The organism is Pseudomonas sp. HP_01 (assembly GCF_055284355.1).
Genome location: NZ_JBTOPV010000003.1, coordinates 80,848 through 96,641, shown reverse-complemented (window position 1 = coordinate 96,641; position 15,794 = coordinate 80,848). Strand labels below are relative to the sequence as shown.

At 61.8% G+C, this 15,794-nt stretch carries 18 protein-coding genes; 5 read left to right on the top strand and 13 right to left on the bottom strand.

All coding sequences use genetic code 11. The annotated features are described in order from the left end of the window. Nucleotides 1–34: 34 nt before the first annotated feature. The 9 genes from ACYAR8_RS03800 to ACYAR8_RS03760 form a co-directional block, all read right to left on the bottom strand. Nucleotides 35–1,534: an ABC transporter substrate-binding protein gene (locus ACYAR8_RS03800; protein ID WP_463579121.1), complete on the bottom strand. Its 1,500-nt coding sequence runs from the start codon at nucleotides 1,532–1,534 to the stop codon at nucleotides 35–37. Next, nucleotides 1,531–2,664, bottom strand: coding sequence for an ABC transporter ATP-binding protein (locus ACYAR8_RS03795; protein ID WP_463579120.1), 1,134 nt, complete (start codon nucleotides 2,662–2,664; stop codon nucleotides 1,531–1,533). Before ACYAR8_RS03795 ends, ACYAR8_RS03800 begins: the two co-directional genes overlap by 4 nt. Further along, nucleotides 2,661–3,665 carry an ABC transporter ATP-binding protein gene (locus tag ACYAR8_RS03790; RefSeq protein ID WP_463579119.1) on the bottom strand — a complete coding sequence of 335 codons (1,005 nt, stop codon included), beginning with the start codon at nucleotides 3,663–3,665 and terminating at the stop codon, nucleotides 2,661–2,663. Before ACYAR8_RS03790 ends, ACYAR8_RS03795 begins: the two co-directional genes overlap by 4 nt. Then, on the bottom strand, nucleotides 3,662–4,399 hold the full coding sequence (locus ACYAR8_RS03785) for a FadR/GntR family transcriptional regulator (protein ID WP_463579118.1): 738 nt from the start codon (nucleotides 4,397–4,399) through the stop codon (nucleotides 3,662–3,664). The genes ACYAR8_RS03790 and ACYAR8_RS03785 overlap by 4 nt, the downstream gene beginning before the upstream one ends. 330 nt (nucleotides 4,400–4,729) lie before the next feature. Continuing rightward, entirely contained in the window at nucleotides 4,730–5,533 is an 804-nt protein-coding gene (gene dkgB / locus ACYAR8_RS03780) for a 2,5-didehydrogluconate reductase DkgB (protein WP_463579117.1), read from the bottom strand. Nucleotides 5,534–5,927: 394 nt separating this feature from the next. Further along, nucleotides 5,928–6,488: a DUF1003 domain-containing protein gene (locus ACYAR8_RS03775; RefSeq protein ID WP_463579116.1), complete on the bottom strand. Its 561-nt coding sequence runs from the start codon at nucleotides 6,486–6,488 to the stop codon at nucleotides 5,928–5,930. Nucleotides 6,489–6,590: 102 nt separating this feature from the next. Further along, nucleotides 6,591–6,797, bottom strand: coding sequence for a hypothetical protein (locus ACYAR8_RS03770; RefSeq protein ID WP_463579115.1), 207 nt, complete (start codon nucleotides 6,795–6,797; stop codon nucleotides 6,591–6,593). A 123-nt stretch (nucleotides 6,798–6,920) separates the two neighbouring features. Continuing rightward, entirely contained in the window at nucleotides 6,921–7,403 is a 483-nt protein-coding gene (locus ACYAR8_RS03765; RefSeq protein WP_074888331.1) for a GreA/GreB family elongation factor, read from the bottom strand. A gap of 28 nt (nucleotides 7,404–7,431) precedes the next feature. Next, a complete protein-coding gene (locus ACYAR8_RS03760) occupies nucleotides 7,432–7,827 on the bottom strand; it encodes a hypothetical protein (protein WP_463579114.1) in 396 nt (131 codons plus the stop codon). 123 nt (nucleotides 7,828–7,950) lie between these two features. Here ACYAR8_RS03760 and earP point away from each other — a divergent pair, with 123 nt between their 5' ends. Then, a complete protein-coding gene (gene earP / locus ACYAR8_RS03755; protein WP_463579113.1) occupies nucleotides 7,951–9,096 on the top strand; it encodes an elongation factor P maturation arginine rhamnosyltransferase EarP in 1,146 nt (381 codons plus the stop codon). Between the two features lie 87 nt (nucleotides 9,097–9,183). Continuing rightward, nucleotides 9,184–9,753: an elongation factor P gene (locus tag ACYAR8_RS03750; RefSeq protein ID WP_065993048.1), complete on the top strand. Its 570-nt coding sequence runs from the start codon at nucleotides 9,184–9,186 to the stop codon at nucleotides 9,751–9,753. Nucleotides 9,754–10,044: 291 nt separating this feature from the next. Here ACYAR8_RS03750 and ACYAR8_RS03745 read toward each other — a convergent pair whose 3' ends face one another. From ACYAR8_RS03745 to ACYAR8_RS03735, 3 genes are all read right to left on the bottom strand, one after another. Then, complete coding sequence (locus ACYAR8_RS03745) at nucleotides 10,045–11,064, bottom strand: alpha/beta hydrolase (protein WP_463579112.1); 1,020 nt, start codon at nucleotides 11,062–11,064, stop codon at nucleotides 10,045–10,047. 51 nt (nucleotides 11,065–11,115) lie between these two features. Beyond that, nucleotides 11,116–11,535 carry an organic hydroperoxide resistance protein gene (locus ACYAR8_RS03740; RefSeq protein ID WP_065993050.1) on the bottom strand — a complete coding sequence of 140 codons (420 nt, stop codon included), beginning with the start codon at nucleotides 11,533–11,535 and terminating at the stop codon, nucleotides 11,116–11,118. Between the two features lie 166 nt (nucleotides 11,536–11,701). Continuing rightward, complete coding sequence (locus ACYAR8_RS03735) at nucleotides 11,702–12,175, bottom strand: MarR family winged helix-turn-helix transcriptional regulator (RefSeq protein ID WP_463579111.1); 474 nt, start codon at nucleotides 12,173–12,175, stop codon at nucleotides 11,702–11,704. Nucleotides 12,176–12,387: 212 nt separating this feature from the next. Here ACYAR8_RS03735 and ACYAR8_RS03730 point away from each other — a divergent pair, with 212 nt between their 5' ends. After that, the gene (locus ACYAR8_RS03730) at nucleotides 12,388–13,134 is read left to right on the top strand and encodes a sulfite exporter TauE/SafE family protein (RefSeq protein WP_463579161.1); all 747 of its coding nucleotides are present in this window, start codon (nucleotides 12,388–12,390) and stop codon (nucleotides 13,132–13,134) included. 17 nt (nucleotides 13,135–13,151) lie between these two features. On the opposite strand, the gene ACYAR8_RS03725 is transcribed toward ACYAR8_RS03730, so the two are convergent. After that, on the bottom strand, nucleotides 13,152–14,006 hold the full coding sequence (locus ACYAR8_RS03725) for a LysR substrate-binding domain-containing protein (protein ID WP_074888265.1): 855 nt from the start codon (nucleotides 14,004–14,006) through the stop codon (nucleotides 13,152–13,154). A gap of 96 nt (nucleotides 14,007–14,102) precedes the next feature. Here ACYAR8_RS03725 and ACYAR8_RS03720 point away from each other — a divergent pair, with 96 nt between their 5' ends. Next, nucleotides 14,103–14,336, top strand: coding sequence for a DUF1127 domain-containing protein (locus ACYAR8_RS03720; protein ID WP_463579110.1), 234 nt, complete (start codon nucleotides 14,103–14,105; stop codon nucleotides 14,334–14,336). Between the two features lie 49 nt (nucleotides 14,337–14,385). Continuing rightward, complete coding sequence (locus tag ACYAR8_RS03715) at nucleotides 14,386–15,633, top strand: winged helix-turn-helix domain-containing protein (protein WP_463579109.1); 1,248 nt, start codon at nucleotides 14,386–14,388, stop codon at nucleotides 15,631–15,633. The last annotated feature ends 161 nt before the right edge of the window (nucleotides 15,634–15,794 follow it).

Genomic DNA, 15,794 nt, shown 5'->3' with positions numbered 1-15,794 from the left:
TCGCGGCCGAAGCGGTTGCCCACGGGCGCCGCTGTCATTTAAAAGCGACGTTGTTCAGGCGAATCAAACCATCGGGATTGGGCACGAAACCGGTGAGGTTGCTGCGCATGGCGATGATTCGCGGATCGAAATACAGGTAGCTGGTCGGCACGTCTTCGGCGAGCAGGCGCAGGGCCTCGAAGTAGAGGGCCTGACGCTGGGCCTGATCGTTCACGGTGCGTGCCTTGTTCAGCAGTTCGTCGAGTTTCGGGTCACAGAAATGCCCGTCGTTCTGGCCACCCTTGCAGGTCACGAACTGGTGGATGTCGCCATCCGGATCAGGGCGGCCCGACCAGGCGCTCATGCCGATCTGGAAGTTGCCGGCCTGTTGCTCGCTGAGCAGGGTGGCGTATTCGGTGGCGATCAGATTGACCTTGAAGCCGGCTTCTTCCGCCATGGCCTGAATGATCTGACCGACCTGCTGGGCGATGGGGTTGTTGGCGACTTTCAGCTCGACGCTGAGGGGCGTCTTCACCCCGGCTTCCGCGAGCAGTTTTTTGCTGGCTTCGACGTCTCGGGTTGGCACCGGCAGGTCCTTGTCGTAATACGGACTGTTTTTCGGGAACGGCTGGGCGCTCGGTGCGTACAGGCCTTCGAATACCACCTGATTGATCGCGTCACGGTCGATGGCCAGCTCGAAGGCCTTGCGCACGCGCTTGTCCTTGCCCATCGGGTTGTTGGCCTTGTCGCCATTGTTGGTGTTGTACATCAGCTGCATGTAGCCCAGGCCCGGCGTGCTGAACACTTGGATGTGGCTGTCGGCCTTGGCGGTCTTCACGTCCGTCGGCGCAACGCGTTCGATGATGTCCAGGTCGCCGGAGCGCAGGTTGGCCAGGCGCACCGAGGTGTCCGGAATCGGCAGGAAAATCACCTTGTCGAAGTGATACGCCTGCTTGTTCCAGTAGTTGTCGAAACGCTCCAGCACGATGCGGTCCTGCTGCACCCGCTGAACGAATTTGTAGGGCCCTGAGCACACCGGCTTGGAGGCCACGTCGGTGGCCGACGCCTTGGGCGCGAGCATCATCCCGGCGCGGTCCGACAGTTGCGAGATCAGCGTCGCGTCGGGCTGCTTGACCTTGATCGCCACGGTCTTCGCGTCGATTACCTCAACGCTTTCCACCGACGCCAGTTCGCTCTTGCGCAAGGAGTCGGGCAGGGTGCGGGCGCGGTCGAGGTTGAACTTCACGGCGGCGGCGTCGAACACCTCGCCGTCGTGGAAGGTCACGCCGTCGCGCAGGGTCATGGTCAGCGTCTTGCCGTCCTCGCTCCAGTTCCAGGCGGTGGCCAGTTGCGGCACGTAGGTCAGGTCCGGGTTGACGTCCACCAGCTTGTCGCACAGTGCGGTGTAGACCAGGCGCCCCGAGTAGGTACGCGAGCGGTGCGGGTCGAGCATGTCAGGGTCATCCTGAATGCCGATGCGCAGGGTGGTTTCGGCGACAGCCGCATTCGCAGCGAGCAGCAACAACGTGGTTGTCATCAGGTGGGCGAACTTCATGGCTGACTCTCCAGAGAAAGGGCTTGATGGCTTTTGAACAGGTTCAGGCGCTGGCTGTAGGCGGCGCTGGGTGTGGGCACGATCAGCGAACCGGCGCCGGCGTTGGCGATTTCGCGCCAGTAATGGCAGGCCACCTGACGTCCCGGCTCGACGGTGTCGAAGAGCGGCTTCACCTCGCGGCACAGCGCCTTGGCGTGGGGGCAACGGGTGTGAAAGCGGCAACCGGACGGCGGCTTGCTCGGGCTTGGCATGTCACCGCCGAGCAGCGGGCGCGGGCGGCGTAGGTCCGGGTGGCTGACCGGCACGGCGGCCATCAGCGCTTGGGTATAAGGATGAAAGGGTGTTTCGAACAGCGCGTTGACCGGCGCCAGTTCAACGATCTCGCCGAGGTACATCACCGCCACGCGGTCGCTCATGTGGCGGATCACCGCGAGGCCGTGGGCAACGATCAGCAGGGTCAGGCCGAACTGGTGCTTGAGGTCTTCCAGCAGATTGACCACTTGGGCCTGCACTGAAACATCCAGCGCCGACACCGGCTCGTCGCCGAGGATCAGCCGTGGTTCCGAGGCCAGCGCCCGGGCGATACCGATGCGCTGACGCTGGCCGCCGGAAAATTCGTGGGGAAAGCGGCTGCCGTGCTCCGGCGCCAGACCGACCGTGCGCAGCAGCTCAGCGACTTTATCCTGACGCGCGCTGCGGCTGTCGTCGCGGTGCAGCCAGATCGGCTCGCCGATGATCGATTCCACGCTCATGCGCGGGTTCAGGGAGGCGAACGGGTCCTGGAAAATGATCTGCAGATCCCGGCGCACCTGACGCAGCTTGTCGGCGGGCAGGTTGCCCAGGTTGCGGCCCTCATAAATGACATCGCCCGCCGTCGGCTTGAGCAGGTTCAGCAGCACCCGGCCCAGGGTCGATTTCCCCGAGCCGGATTCACCCACCAGCGCCAGGGTTTCGCCCCGGCGCACGGCCAGGGACACCTCATTGACCGCCTGCACGGGCGGCTTCTTGCGCTGGAACAATCCGGCTTCGCTGTGGAAGTGTTTGCTCACCGCAATGCTTTCCAGAATCGGCTTTTCCAGCGCCGATTCAGCCATCCCGGCATTCACGATGTGTTGGCCTGACAGGCTCATGCGCTGACTCCCAGATGCTGTTCAAGTGGCACGCGAATGCAGGCGGCGAAATGCCCGGCGGAGACTTCCAGTAGCGGCGGACGGGCTTCCCGGCACGCGGCGATGACGAACGGGCAGCGGCTGGCAAAGCGGCAGCCACCGGGCATTTCAGCCGGGGTCGGCACGCGTCCGTTAATCGTCGCCAACCGCCCTTCGCGAGGGCCGACCGAGGGCATCGAACCCATCAGGCCGATGGTGTAAGGGTGCTGCGGATCATCGAACAATGTCTTCACCGAACCGCTTTCGACGACGCGGCCGGCGTACATCACGATGACCTCGTCGGCCACTTCGGCGACCACGCCGAGGTCGTGGGTGATGAGCATCATCGACGTGCCGGTTTCGGCCTGGAGGCTGGCGACCAGCGAAAGAATCTGCGCCTGAATGGTCACGTCCAGGGCGGTGGTGGGTTCGTCGGCGATGATCAGCGCAGGGTCGTTGGCCAGCGCCATGGCGATCATCGCGCGCTGACGCATGCCGCCGGACAACTCGTGGGGGTAAGCGTCGAGGCGCTGAAGGGCATCGGGCACGCGGACCTTTTCCAGCATCTCCAGCGCACGCTGGCGGGCGGCGCTGGCCGACAGACCCTGATGGCGAATCACGCTTTCGGCGATCTGGTCACCAATGGTGAACACCGGGTTCAGCGAGGTCATCGGCTCCTGAAAGATCATCGCCATGCGGTTGCCGCGTACGTCCAGCAGTCGCTCGTCGGACATCCCCAACAACGGCTCGCCCAGCAGATTCGAGGCGCTGGCCTGGACGGTGGCGGTGTCGGGCAGCAGGCCCATCAAGGCCATGGACGTCACGCTTTTGCCGCAGCCGGACTCGCCGACGATGGCCAGGGTCTTGCCCGGCTGAATGGCGAACGACACGCCGTCGACGACATTTGCCGGGGCATCCTTGAAGCGCACGGTGAGGTCGCTGACGCTCAATACCGATGGGGTGTTCGCGGGTGAAGCACTCATACGCTGGCCTCGAGGTCTTGCTGGATGACGTGATCGAGCGCCTGTTGCAGCGCACGCAGGTGACCGCGCATGGCGGTGGCGGCCTTGGCCGGATCGCGGCTTTCGATGGCGCCGATGATGTCGTGGTGATCGTGGCTGTAAGTGCTCAGGCGGTCGGTGTTGCGGGCGCGTTGACGCAGGTCGCGCCACGCCGGATCAAGACGGATGGCGTCGAGCATTTCGAAGATGTCCAGCATCAGTCGGTTGCCGGCGGCTTCGGCGATGCCGCGGTGCAGCGCGCTGTCCCACAGCTCGATGCCTTCGGCGTCGGGTTCGCTGGCGTGTTGCTGATGGGTGGTGCGTTCAGCGAGCCGGCGCAGGATCGCCATTTGTTCACCGCTGGCGCGCAGGGCGGCCAGTGACGCGAGTGCCGGTTCCAGATAGATGCGCGCTTCCATGACCTCGCTGAAATTGGTCCGGCTCGACAGCTTGGCAAAGCTCATGGCCGCGCTCGGCGGGGTAGGGCCGACGAAAGTGCCTTTGCCCTGACGGCGCCAGATGTGTCCCTCGGCTTCGAGCACTGCCAGCGCGCGGCGAATGGCCCGGCGACTGACGCCGAAATCCACCGCCAGGTCGCGCTCGGTCGGCAACGGCCGCTGCGGGAAGGCCGCCTGCTGCGCGACCATCTGGCGCAGCGCATCGAGGGCCATCTTCGACGAAGTGTCGTGGTTTGCGTCGGTGTCGATGCTGTCCATATGCGTCTCTCGTCACGGGGATGAACCGGAGGCCAGGGGCTGCATGAAGCAGGGCTTGGCTGCAGAGGAGGAGTGCAATAGCGATGCCAATGAAAATTGGTCCGCCAGGGCGAGGCGATGACCGGGCAGGCGTGCAGGCGTGATCCCGCGCCTTCGGGCCAATCGGCAAAGGTTCGGAAGTCTGGTTCGCGAGGCGAGGCGGAATTGGTTCAGGCGCGAAGCGAACCAATTTCAGGAATGGGTCAGGCAGGGCGCCTGTTTATGGTTCGGGTGCGTTATTAGAGGGCGCTGGTTGGGGTGATTCTGGCCGAAGCCAGAATCAGGGCTGCATCAATCCCACTGAGGCGCAAGGCTGGCCGGGCTGGTCAGGCGATGACCGCGGTCCAGTTGGGCAATCTGCGCCATGTCGTCTTCGCTGAGCTTCAGGTCAACGGCTTTCAGGTTGCTTTCCAGGTTCGCGCGCTTGGTCGACGAAGGAATCACCGCGTAGCCCAACTGCATGGCCCACGCCAGGGTCACTTGGGCGGGGGTTGCGTTGTGGCGCTGGGCGATCTGTTCGATCACCGGGTCTTTCAGCACTTCGCCGTAGGCCAGGGTCATGTAGGACGTGATCTTGATCCCGTGCTGTTGAGCGAAAGCGGCCACGGTACGGTTTTGCAGGTAGGGGTGCAGTTCGATCTGGTTGGTGGCGATGTTCTCGGCACCGACCGCAGCGATGGCTTCACCCATCAGCGCCACGGTGAAGTTGGAAATGCCGATCTCGCGGGTCAGGCCTTGCTGCTTGGCTTCCAGCAGTGCGCCCATGAATTCGGCGACAGGCACCTGGCCTTTAGGCGATGGCCAGTGGATCAGCGTCAGGTCGACGTGATCGGTTTTCAGCTTGGCCAGGCTTTCCTTCAGGCTCGGGATCAGCTTGTCGGCGGCGAAGTTGTCGGTCCAGATCTTGGTGGTGATGTACAGCTCGTCACGGGGCACGCCGCTCTGTTCGATGGCCTGACCGACCTCGGCTTCATTGCCGTAGATCTGCGCGGTGTCGATCACGCGATAGCCCAGCTCCAGGCCATTGCTGACCGAATCGATAACGACCTGATCTTTCAGGCGGAAGGTGCCGAGGCCAAATGCGGGAACAGTCATGGGAAAACTCCAGAGTTCAAGGGGGAACAAGATGGACGAAACAGATGCCCAGTATCCCGCGCCGGCGGGCAGGGAAAAACCACAGCGCGGGCACGGGACTTTTGATGGGGGATCATGAATGCCATGGAGTTTGGGGCAGCGTGTGAGTGTGATCGTTCAACGGGATGTGATTTGCGTAGAAGCTGTCCTTAGCCAGCACGCTGCATTGTCATGCCGAAAACGGAGGAACTGTAGGAGTGAGCTTGCTCGCGAAAACGGTATTTCAGCCAAAGAAGATTTAGCGGATGCACTGGCCTCTTCGCGAGCAAGCTCACTCCTACAAGGTCCCTTGCCAGACTAAGATTTTGCCCGTGCCGCAGATCCGCTGTGGGTGCAGGGCAGATCCCGAAAACCTTCAAACATGCCCATCGCGCTTGACGAAATGCTTGTGCATGTCCGCCGTCAGCCCTTCGACGCGTTCGGTCAGCACTTTGGTCATTTCGGTCAGCCGAGTATTTTGCTCCAGCAGTTCCAGCATCTGCGCCGTGTACCGCGCTGCTATGGCCATGCGCTCTTCGTTGGCGGCCGCTAGTGCCTCTCTGTGTTCTGCGTCGGCATCGGCGCTGGCTTTGTCGCGGGCAGCCTGTCGCGTCTGGGCTAGGAGAATCAGCGGCGCGGCATACGCCGATTGCAGGCTGAACGCCAGATTGAGCAGGATGAACGGGTAGAGATCGAACGACACCAACCCGCTCACGTTGGCGCTCACCCACAGTACGACCAGCAACGTCTGTGCGCCGAGAAACGTGGGCGTGCCGAAGAATCGCGCAAACGCCTCGGCCTTGAGGGCGAAAGCGTCGTTGCCAAAGGTCGGCGCCAGGTGCGCGTGGCGTTTGTGGAAGCGCAGATGATCCGCCGGCGCAGCGGCAGCGGAGGTGCCCGGTTCGGCGGGCGACGGGGCAGGCGTGGCAGTAGGCATGAGGCTTTCCTGAAGACAGAAATACCTGCCCACTATAGGCCCACGCCCCTTGGCGTTGTACTGAACCTCTGCTGAACCGCCACGTGTCCCGGACGAGCTGCGTCACTCCACCGGTTCGGGGTACAGCGGCTTGGAACGCTGCATGATGCTGGCGTAGTCGTAAACGTATTGGCGGCCGGCGTGACTGGTCATGCGCAGGCGGTCGATCAGTTGTCGCTCTTTCTTGTTCAGGTATCTCAACCCGTGGTGGTCACTGGACTTGAGGCGATCACGTTCATGGGCGTCAGGGAAAGTGATGACGTTCGTCATGAAATATCTCCTTGGTTAAATCCGTGTCCCCGGCTCCATGTTCCGGGGTTCACCCTTTGTGGTGCGACTGTGCACCTTACCCACAAAAAGTCGGACGCTACAACCCTGCAAATGATCAGTGGATCACAGGATTTGCGTGATCTCGAACGATTGACGGCTGCCGTTCACCACCACCTCGACCTCATCGCCATCGAGCTTGCCAAGCAGACTCTGACCCAGTGGCGAGCGTGCGGTGATCACCGTAATCACCTGCTCGTCGACCGTGATTTTCAGCCCCGCCGCGTCAGGCCCGAGAAACAACCGCTGTTGCGCACCGTTATCCGCCTGGAGGGCGATGAGATCGCCGGTCTGGATGCCGCGCTGCTCATCGAAAGGCTTGAGCACGAGGTGGCGGCAGAGGTTCAGCGACTGGCGGATTTCTTCCACGCGCCGCGCCTGACCCGCCGCCAGATAGGACGCCTCCAGCCCGAGGGTGTCGTACTTGTTCTCGGCGATGTTCTCTTCGTGGGTCGCGGTTTCGTACGCCGTTTGCGCGGCCCGCACGGCCACATCGAGATCGACCTGCAGCTTCTCGACGATGCACTGCAGGACGGTTTGCTTGTTCACGGGCATGGAGTGGCTCGATAAAGGGGATTCAACCGCAGAACTGATACACGCTCGCACGGCTTTTCTCGCTGGGGGCGGTCTGGTTCTGCTGCATCCAGAACTGACATTTCGGCCCGTTGAAGCTGCGTTGCCGCTCCGCCTGTTCGGCCTCCTGAGTCTGCCGCACTTCGCTGTCGCGCAGGATCTGCCGGTATTGATCGAACATCGGGTTATCACTGTCCGGCTTTGGTTTGACCGCAGGCGGGGCGGTCATCTGCGCGGCCGCATTGTTCAGTGCCTGGGTCTGCTCGGCGGGGAGCAGTTTATAGATCAGCCACAGGCTCAGCAGGACAGCGAGAAACCCCAGCCAGATACCGACGGCAATCGACAGGATCAGCTTGAGCGGGCGCAGCGTGACGGACAGTTCGCGGTGGTTGACGTACATGACAGACTCCAGACTTGTATGCATGTGGCCAGCGGTAGCGGCGATTGTCGCACGACCGGGGCTGGTGATTCTGCGCCGCAATGAAGGACAATCGGTTTTTTTGAACATCCTCAGGGAGCCCGGATGAAAGCCTCTTGGGATATTTTCTGCAGCGTTGTCGATAATTTCGGCGACGTCGGCGTGACCTTTCGCCTGGCCCGACAACTGGTCGCGGATCACGATCTGCAGGTTCGCCTCTGGATCGATGACCTGAACGCCTTCGCCCGACTGTGCCCGGGTGCCGATCCGCTGGCGGAAGAGCAAATACGCGATGGCGTGACCGTCTGTCGCTGGCCAAAGGAATGGCCCAAGACGTGGCAGCCGGCCGAGCTGCCGGACGTCGTGGTGGAAGCCTTCGCCTGTCGCCTGCCGCCGGACTACATCGAGGCCATGCTCGGGCGGGAGAAGCGGCCGCTGTGGTTCAACCTCGAATACCTCAGCGCCGAGGACTGGGTGTCGGGTTGCCATGGCCTGCCGTCGATCCAGTCTACGGGGCTGCGCAAGTATTTCTTCTTCCCCGGATTCACCGCAAAGACCGGCGGGTTGTTGCGTGAAGCGGGCCTGATCGAAAAGCGTCAGGCCTTTCAGGCGAATCCTGCCGCACGCCAATCCGTCCTCCAGCGCCTGAACATCGTGCCCCACGGCGACGCGCGGCTGATGTCGCTGTTCGCCTACGAACACGCCGGGCTCGGCAGCTGGCTGGACTGCCTGGCCCAGGCTGATCGCCAGACCCATTTGCTGGTCCCGGAAGGCCGCATTCTGGGTGACGTTCAGCGTTGGTTGGGCGTGGATGAATTGAAAGCGGGCGCTGTGTGTGCCTGCGATGCCCTGACGATTCAGGTGCTCCCGTTCGTGCGTCAGGAAGACTACGACCAGTTGTTGTGGTGCTGTGATTTCAACGTCGTGCGCGGGGAGGATTCATTCGTCCGCGCGCAATGGGCGGGGCGGCCGCTCATCTGGCACATCTACGAGCAGGATGACGACGCCCACTGGGCCAAGCTCGATGCGTTTCTGGAGTTGTACCGGGTGGGGCTGTCGGAGGCGGCGCAGCAGGCGCTGACCGAGGTCTGGCACAGTTGGAATGGCGGAAAAGACATGACCCAGGGCTGGAATGCGCTGGAGCAGCACACCGATGAACTGGCCGCCCATGCCGAGCGCTGGTGTCTGGAACAGGCCTTGCAGGAGGATCTGACGACTGCGCTGGTAAGCTTTTACCAAAGTTGGATATGATACGCGGCCTTGTATTAAGCCCTGTACGAAAAGTGGCTTTTCGTACAGGGCTTAGAAAGAACTTTCATCCAAATTCGGATACTCGTAATGAAAACTGGTAAAGAGCTTAAACCCGGTACCGTGATCAAGCTGGAAAACGATCCTTGGCTGGTTCAGAAAGCTGAATTCACCAAGTCGGGCCGTAACAGCGCGATCATGAAGACCAAGCTGAAGAACCTGTTGACCGGCTACAAGACTGAAATCGTCTACAGCGCCGACGACAAGCTGGACGACGTGATCCTGGACCGCAAAGAAGCCACGCTGTCTTTCATCAGCGGTGACACTTACACGTTCATGGACACCACTGACTACACCATGTACGAGCTGAACGCTGAAGACATCGAAGCCGTTCTGCCATTCGTTGAAGAAGGCATGACCGACGTCTGCGAAGCGATCTTCTTCGAAGAGCGCCTGGTGTCCGTAGAGCTGCCGACCACCATCGTGCGCACCGTCGACTACACCGAAGGTTCGGCTCGTGGCGACACATCGGGCAAGGTCATGAAGCCGGCCAAACTGGCCAACGGCACCGAGCTGCAGGTTGCTGACTTCATCGAAATCGGTGACAAGATCGAAATCGACACCCGCGAAGGCGGTTCCTACAAAGGCCGTGCCAAATAAGCACTGCTCTTGTAATGCCGGTGATGTAATGCCGGACACGAAAAAGCCCGACCATTGAGTCGGGCTTTTTTGTGGCTGCTGTCTCGTCAGCGTTTCCAGACAGTACTGACGCGACGCGGTTATCTGTAGGAGCGCGCTTGCCCGCGAAGGGGCTCCCGGCCACTGCATGAGAAACTGACAGGCCTCGATTTTGTGGGAGCCGGCTTGCTGGCGAATGCGTTAGACGAGCCAATACGGTTGCGACTGACTACCGCGTTCGCCAGCAAGCCGGCGCCTACAGTTGGTGTCGCCTTACTTCAAATGAACCTTCAGCTCTTGCGAAGCCTGCAGCAGCGCCGAGCGCACTTCCGGTACCTGGCTGACCACGTTCAACAGCCCGTAATCGTGAATCATGCCGTTGTAACGAACCGCCGTGACCGGCACACCGGCCTGGTCCAGCTTGCGGGCGTAGGCTTCACCTTCGTCGCGCAGCACGTCAGCCCCTGCTGTTTGCACCAGGGCAGGCGGCAGACCTTTCAACTGATCGGTCGTGGCCCGCAGCGGTGAGGCATAGATCTCGGCGCGCTGTTTCGGATCGGTGGTGTAGTTGTCCCAGAACCACTTCATCATGTTGCGGGTGAGGAAGTGACCCTCGGCAAACTGATCATAGGAACCTGTATCGAAGTTGGCGTCAGTCACCGGCCACAACAGCACCTGGTAACGGATGGCCGGCGTGCCTTTGTCTTTGGCCATCAGGCTGACGACCGCCGCCATGTTGCCGCCGACGCTGTTGCCCGCCACCGCCAGACGTTTGCCGTCTACGTTGATTTCCTTGCCATGCTCGGCGACCCACTTGGTCGCCGCATAGGCCTGGTTGATCGCCGTCGGGTAGTGCGCTTCAGGTGAAGGCGTGTAGTTGACGAACACCGCCACGGCCCCCGAACCTTCTACCAGATCCCGCACCAGACGTTCGTGGGTCGGGTAATCACCGAGCACCCAGCCGCCGCCGTGGAAGTACATGAACACGGGCAAGGTGCCTTTGACGCCCGCCGGACGAACGATCGTCAGGCTGATGTTCTGGCCGTCCACCGAGATGGTCTTCTGGCTGACATCGGCCTTGGGCAGAGTCAGCTTGACGCCGGCCTGGGCACCGGTCAGTACAGCGCGGGCATCTTTGGGCGAAAGCTGTTCGATCGGCTTGCCGCTTCCCGAATTCAGCGCGTCCAGAAACGCCTGCGTGTTGTGCTCGACGCCCGTGTCGGTCGCCGCGTAAGCGTTGCCGATCGACAGTGCGAGGAGCGAGCCAGCCACAATCTTGCCAAACGTGTTCATGTTCTTCTCCCGTTCAAACGAGGGTTGGGGACGAGGCCTTGTGACGAGCTTTTATACGGTCACATGCAGACGGACATCGACGTTACCGCGTGTAGCGTTGGAGTAAGGGCAGACCTGGTGGGCTGCATCGACCAGCGCCTGGGCTTCGGCTTGTTCAAGACCCGGCAGGCTGATGTGCAGGTCGATGTCCAGACCGAAACCGCCAGGGATCTGGCCGATGCCGACGTGGGCCGTGATCGACGCATCAGCCGGGATGGTTTTCTTGCTCTGGCCGGCGACGAATTTCAGTGCGCCGATGAAGCAGGCCGAGTAGCCGGCAGCGAACAGTTGCTCAGGGTTAGTGGCTTCGCCGCCAGCGCCGCCCAGTTCTTTCGGGGTGGCCAGTTTTACGTCGAGGATTTTGTTGTCGGAAACAGCGCGGCCATCACGGCCACCGGTTGCGGTTGCGACTGCAGTGTAGAGAGCTTGCATGGTAATTCCTCACGTGCTGATGGGTTGGATAGTGCTGACTGAATCAAGGTCTGCTTGGCGCTAAAATCTTGTGCGCCAAGCAAGTGAGGTGGAATGTACTGCGCTAATGTTTAGCGCGCAAGATAAATTTTCGAGATTTTTTGGGAGGTTGATCATCGGGGATTGATCAGAGGCTTTCGTGCAGATTTCCGCGCAGGGCAAGCAGGTCTTTCTGCAGGGCCTTGAGCTGCTCGAGATTGATGCCGCTGGCGGCCAGAATGCATTGCGGAACGCTTTGGGCCTTGGTGTGCAGCGCCTTGCCTTGCTCGGTCAGGGTCAGCAGCACGACCCGTTCATCTTCCTTGCTTCGGGTGCGGCGGATCAGGCCTTCGACTTCCAGCCGTTTGAGCAGTGGTGTCAGCGAGCCCGGATCGGTCAGCAGGCGGGTGCTGACTTCCCCGACGGTGAGCCCGTCGCGTTCCCACAGCACCATCATCGCCAGGTATTGCGGGTAGGTCAGATTCAGTTCCTGAAGCAAGGGCTTGTACACCTTGGTCATCATCAGCGACGTCGAATACAGGGCGAAACACAGCTGGTTATCCAGCAGCAACGCGTCGCAGCTGCCCGCGCCAGCCTTGTGGGTGGGCTCGTTGGCGTTCATGGGTGTCCCTCGCTCAGTCAGTAATGCCCGGTAATTTAGTGCCCTGATGTTTAATGCACCAGATAATTTCGGTAATCGCCGGACATGGGGTTTTCTATCGGCCGCGTCATCAGTGGATCGGTTCAACATCCCGGATGTCGTCAAAGCCGATTTCCTCGACGGCACTGACTGCGTAGCATGCGCGCTGAAATCGGATCAGAGGAACGCTCGTGATTGTCGATGTATTGATGTACCTGCTGCTGGGCGCCGCCATGGGCACGCTGGGTGGACTGTTCGGCATTGGCGGCGGGCTGGTCGCCATTCCGGCGCTGGGCGTGTTGTTCGGCCTCGATCAGCAACTGGCCCAGGGCACGGCGTTGTTGATGGTGCTGCCCAATGTGCTGCTGGCGCTGTGGCGTTACAACCAGCGCAATCGGGTGTCGGTAAGTCATGCGCTGATGCTCATCGTGCCCAGTTTCACGATGTCCTGGCTGACCTCGCTGTGGGCGGTGCGCATCGATCCGCAAATCATGCGCCTGGGCTTTGTCGGGTTTCTCGTTGTGCTGACGCTGTTCAACCTGATCCAGATGGTCTGGCGCAAAGACACGGCAGGCGCCGAGCTGCGCCGCGCCCAATGGTTGTGGCTGCTGGGCCTGGGCTCTGGCGTCACCGCCGGGCTCTTCGGCGTCGGCGGCGGGGTGATCGCAACGCCCATTCTGACCGGCCTGTTTGGCGCGACCCAGGTGGCGGCCCAAGGCCTGGCGCTGGCACTGGCGGCACCAAGCACCACGATCACGCTGGCGACTTATGCCCTGCACGGCCACGTCGACTGGCTGATGGGCATTCCCTTGGCGATTGGCGGGCTTGCCAGCATCAGTTGGGGCGTCGCCCTGGCGCACAGTTTGCCGGAGCGCCTGTTGCGCTCGCTGTTCTGCGGCTTTCTGGTGATCTGCGCGATCATGCTGTGCTTCAAGCTGTGAGCTGCTTGTAGCTCCGGTTACAGCCTGAACCCTTCGGCAATGTGATCGGCCAGGCACTCGGTGATCGGCGACGGATTGTTGGGGTTGCGCAGCAGCACGATGCTCGCCGACGGCAATTGCGGCAGCCCGTGCTGTTCTCCCAGCACTTCGAGGTCCGAGGTGATCAGGCTTTGCAGCTGCGCGGTCACCGCCAGCCCGGCGCTGACCACCGCCATGATCGCTGACAGGCTCGCACTGGTGTAGGCCACCCGGAACTCGCGGCCGGACGCCTGCAGCGCGTTGATTGCCCACTGCCGGCAAAAGCAGTCGGTGTTGAACATCGCCAGCGGCATCGGCGTTTGCTCTTGTGGGGAAAAGCCTGCGCCGACGGCCCAGACAAACCGCTCCTGGCGCAGGATCTGGCCGATTTCCTTACCGGGTTCACGGGTGACAATACTCAGATCAAGGTCCTGGCGTTGCAGCAACTGCGACGAAGACTCGCAATGCACTTCCACCTGCACCAGCGGATAGGCCTGGGCAAAGCGCTGCAAAATCCCTGGCAGAAAGCGCATCACGTAATCGTCCGGGGTACCGATCTTCACCGTGCCGACCATGTGCGGCTCGCGCAGGGTGTTGAACACTTCGCTGTGCAGTTTCAGGATCCGTCGGGCGTAGCCCAGCAGCACCTGACCTTCCGCCGTAAAGCGGACGGTGCGACCGTCTTTGAGAAACAACGGGCGCCGCACCACATCCTCCTCCAGCCGTTTCATCTGCATGCTCACGGCCGACTGAGTGCGGTTCACCACCTCGCCGGCCTTGGTGTAACCGCCTTCATCGGCGATCGCGACAAAGGTGCGCAGCAGCTCGCTGTCGATACTCGGGTAGGTGGTCATGCATCAATCTCCCAGATGCAGTGCATAAGAAACATTCGTTGGATTGATCTTAGGCGTGGCGAGAGAATCTGCCCATCCCCACTGGAGGGCAAGAAGATGAAAGGTCAAAAAGGGTACGTACTGGTCGCAAAACCTCTGTCGCGGCAATCCGCGCCGGAACGTTGGTGGAAAGGATTTGTGGCGCAGGTCGCTCGCTGGCGCACGCTGCATCAGCAGCGTGTCGAACTGGCCACGCTGAGCGATGACGCGCTGAAGGATCTGGGCTTGAGTCGGGCGGATGTCTACGAAGAAATAGAGCGTCCTTTCTGGGACGACCCGATGAAGCGCTGACAGGGCAGCGGGTGATCGGTTAGCGTTGGGCACCGCCATGGAGGTCGCAATGCCCGCCGAACCGCCGATCCACCCGCCACTGTCCCTCAAGCACGCGCGCCGGCTAGCGCTGGCCGCCCAAGGCTTCAACAGCCGCCAGCCGCCTGCGACGATCAAGGCGGGGCACGTCACGCAACTGATCGAACGGCTCGGCGTGCTGCAGATCGATTCGGTCAACGCGCTGGTGCGATCGCACTACTTGCCGCTCTTTTCCAGGCTCGGCCCTTACCCGCGCACATTGCTGGAGCAGGCGGCGTGGAGCCAGGGTCGGCAACGCAAGCTGTTCGAGTATTGGGGCCACGAGGCGTCGTTACTGCCGGTTGAGCTGTACCCGTTGATGCGCTGGCGGATGCAGCGCGCATCCCGGGGCAAGGGCATTTATCAGCAACTGGCGAAGTTCGGCCGCGAACAGCAGGCCACCATCGCCCGGGTGTTGCACACCGTTCGCGAACAGGGTGCGTTGGGCGCGGGCAGCATCAGCACCCGTCAGGATCGCGCCGGACCCTGGTGGGACTGGAGCGCCGAAAAGCATGCGCTGGAATGGTTGTTTGCAGCGGGTGAGGTCACGGTCGCCGGCCGTCGCGGTTTCGAGCGGCTGTACGATCTGCCCGAGCGCGTTCTGCCGTCGGCGATCGTCAATCACCCCGTGATCGGCGAAACCGATGCTCAGCGCAGCTTGCTGCTGCACGCCGTAAAGGCGCTGGGTGTCGGTACCGAAAAGGACGTGCGCGATTATTTTCGACAGGACCCGGCACCGGCGAAGCGCGGGTTGGCGGAACTGGTGGAGGAGGGCGCGGTTCAGCTCGTGCAGGTGCAGGGCTGGAAGCAGCCGGCGTACACACCTCCCGGGCTGACGGTACCGCGCAAGGTTTCGGCCAGCGCATTGCTGTCACCCTTCGATTCCCTGATCTGGGAGCGGGTGCGGACGGAACGGCTGTTCGATTTCCACTACCGGCTGGAGATCTACACCCCGGCGCACAAGCGGGTTTACGGCTATTACGTGCTGCCGTTTCTGCACAACGAACGCATCGCCGCGCGCATCGACCTGCGTGCCGAAAGGGCGGCGGGGCGTTTGGCGGTTCATGGGGTGCACGAAGAGCAGCCCGGACTGGATGACGAATGCATGCACGCCCTCGCGTTGCACCTTCGGCAACTGGCGAACTGGCTGGAACTGCCGCACGTACTGATCAACTGCCAGCGCACCAGTGCGGCACGCTTGCGGGAGGCGTTCGCCGCTAACGGTCTTGACCACCTGTAACGGAACGTAGGACCGGCTTTAGCCGGGAACGGGCGGGGAGCTCATGCGCGGGCGCCGTTCATTGCATCCATTATTCGCGGTTCATTGTAGGAGTGAGCTTGCTCGCGATGCGGTCATCCAGACGCTGCAAGGGTGTCTGTTAATGCCGCATCGCGAGCAAG

Excerpts from the sequence above, each read along its gene's own strand:
- ACYAR8_RS03735 (WP_463579111.1), bottom strand. The coding sequence starts at position 12,175 with ATGAACGCCAACGAGCCCACCCACAAGGCTGGCGCGGGCAGCTGCGAC.
- ACYAR8_RS03790 (WP_463579119.1), bottom strand. The coding sequence starts at position 3,665 with ATGAGTGCTTCACCCGCGAACACCCCATCGGTATTGAGCGTCAGCGAC.
- ACYAR8_RS03725 (WP_074888265.1), bottom strand. The coding sequence starts at position 14,006 with ATGACCACCTACCCGAGTATCGACAGCGAGCTGCTGCGCACCTTTGTC.
- ACYAR8_RS03770 (WP_463579115.1), bottom strand. The coding sequence starts at position 6,797 with ATGACGAACGTCATCACTTTCCCTGACGCCCATGAACGTGATCGCCTC.
- ACYAR8_RS03800 (WP_463579121.1), bottom strand. The coding sequence starts at position 1,534 with ATGAAGTTCGCCCACCTGATGACAACCACGTTGTTGCTGCTCGCTGCG.
- ACYAR8_RS03715 (WP_463579109.1), top strand. The coding sequence starts at position 14,386 with ATGCCCGCCGAACCGCCGATCCACCCGCCACTGTCCCTCAAGCACGCG.
- ACYAR8_RS03795 (WP_463579120.1), bottom strand. The coding sequence starts at position 2,664 with ATGAGCCTGTCAGGCCAACACATCGTGAATGCCGGGATGGCTGAATCG.
- ACYAR8_RS03785 (WP_463579118.1), bottom strand. The coding sequence starts at position 4,399 with ATGGACAGCATCGACACCGACGCAAACCACGACACTTCGTCGAAGATG.
- ACYAR8_RS03775 (WP_463579116.1), bottom strand. The coding sequence starts at position 6,488 with ATGCCTACTGCCACGCCTGCCCCGTCGCCCGCCGAACCGGGCACCTCC.
- ACYAR8_RS03745 (WP_463579112.1), bottom strand. The coding sequence starts at position 11,064 with ATGAACACGTTTGGCAAGATTGTGGCTGGCTCGCTCCTCGCACTGTCG.
- earP (WP_463579113.1), top strand. The coding sequence starts at position 7,951 with ATGAAAGCCTCTTGGGATATTTTCTGCAGCGTTGTCGATAATTTCGGC.
- ACYAR8_RS03750 (WP_065993048.1), top strand. The coding sequence starts at position 9,184 with ATGAAAACTGGTAAAGAGCTTAAACCCGGTACCGTGATCAAGCTGGAA.
- ACYAR8_RS03740 (WP_065993050.1), bottom strand. The coding sequence starts at position 11,535 with ATGCAAGCTCTCTACACTGCAGTCGCAACCGCAACCGGTGGCCGTGAT.
- ACYAR8_RS03760 (WP_463579114.1), bottom strand. The coding sequence starts at position 7,827 with ATGTACGTCAACCACCGCGAACTGTCCGTCACGCTGCGCCCGCTCAAG.
- ACYAR8_RS03720 (WP_463579110.1), top strand. The coding sequence starts at position 14,103 with ATGAAAGGTCAAAAAGGGTACGTACTGGTCGCAAAACCTCTGTCGCGG.
- dkgB (WP_463579117.1), bottom strand. The coding sequence starts at position 5,533 with ATGACTGTTCCCGCATTTGGCCTCGGCACCTTCCGCCTGAAAGATCAG.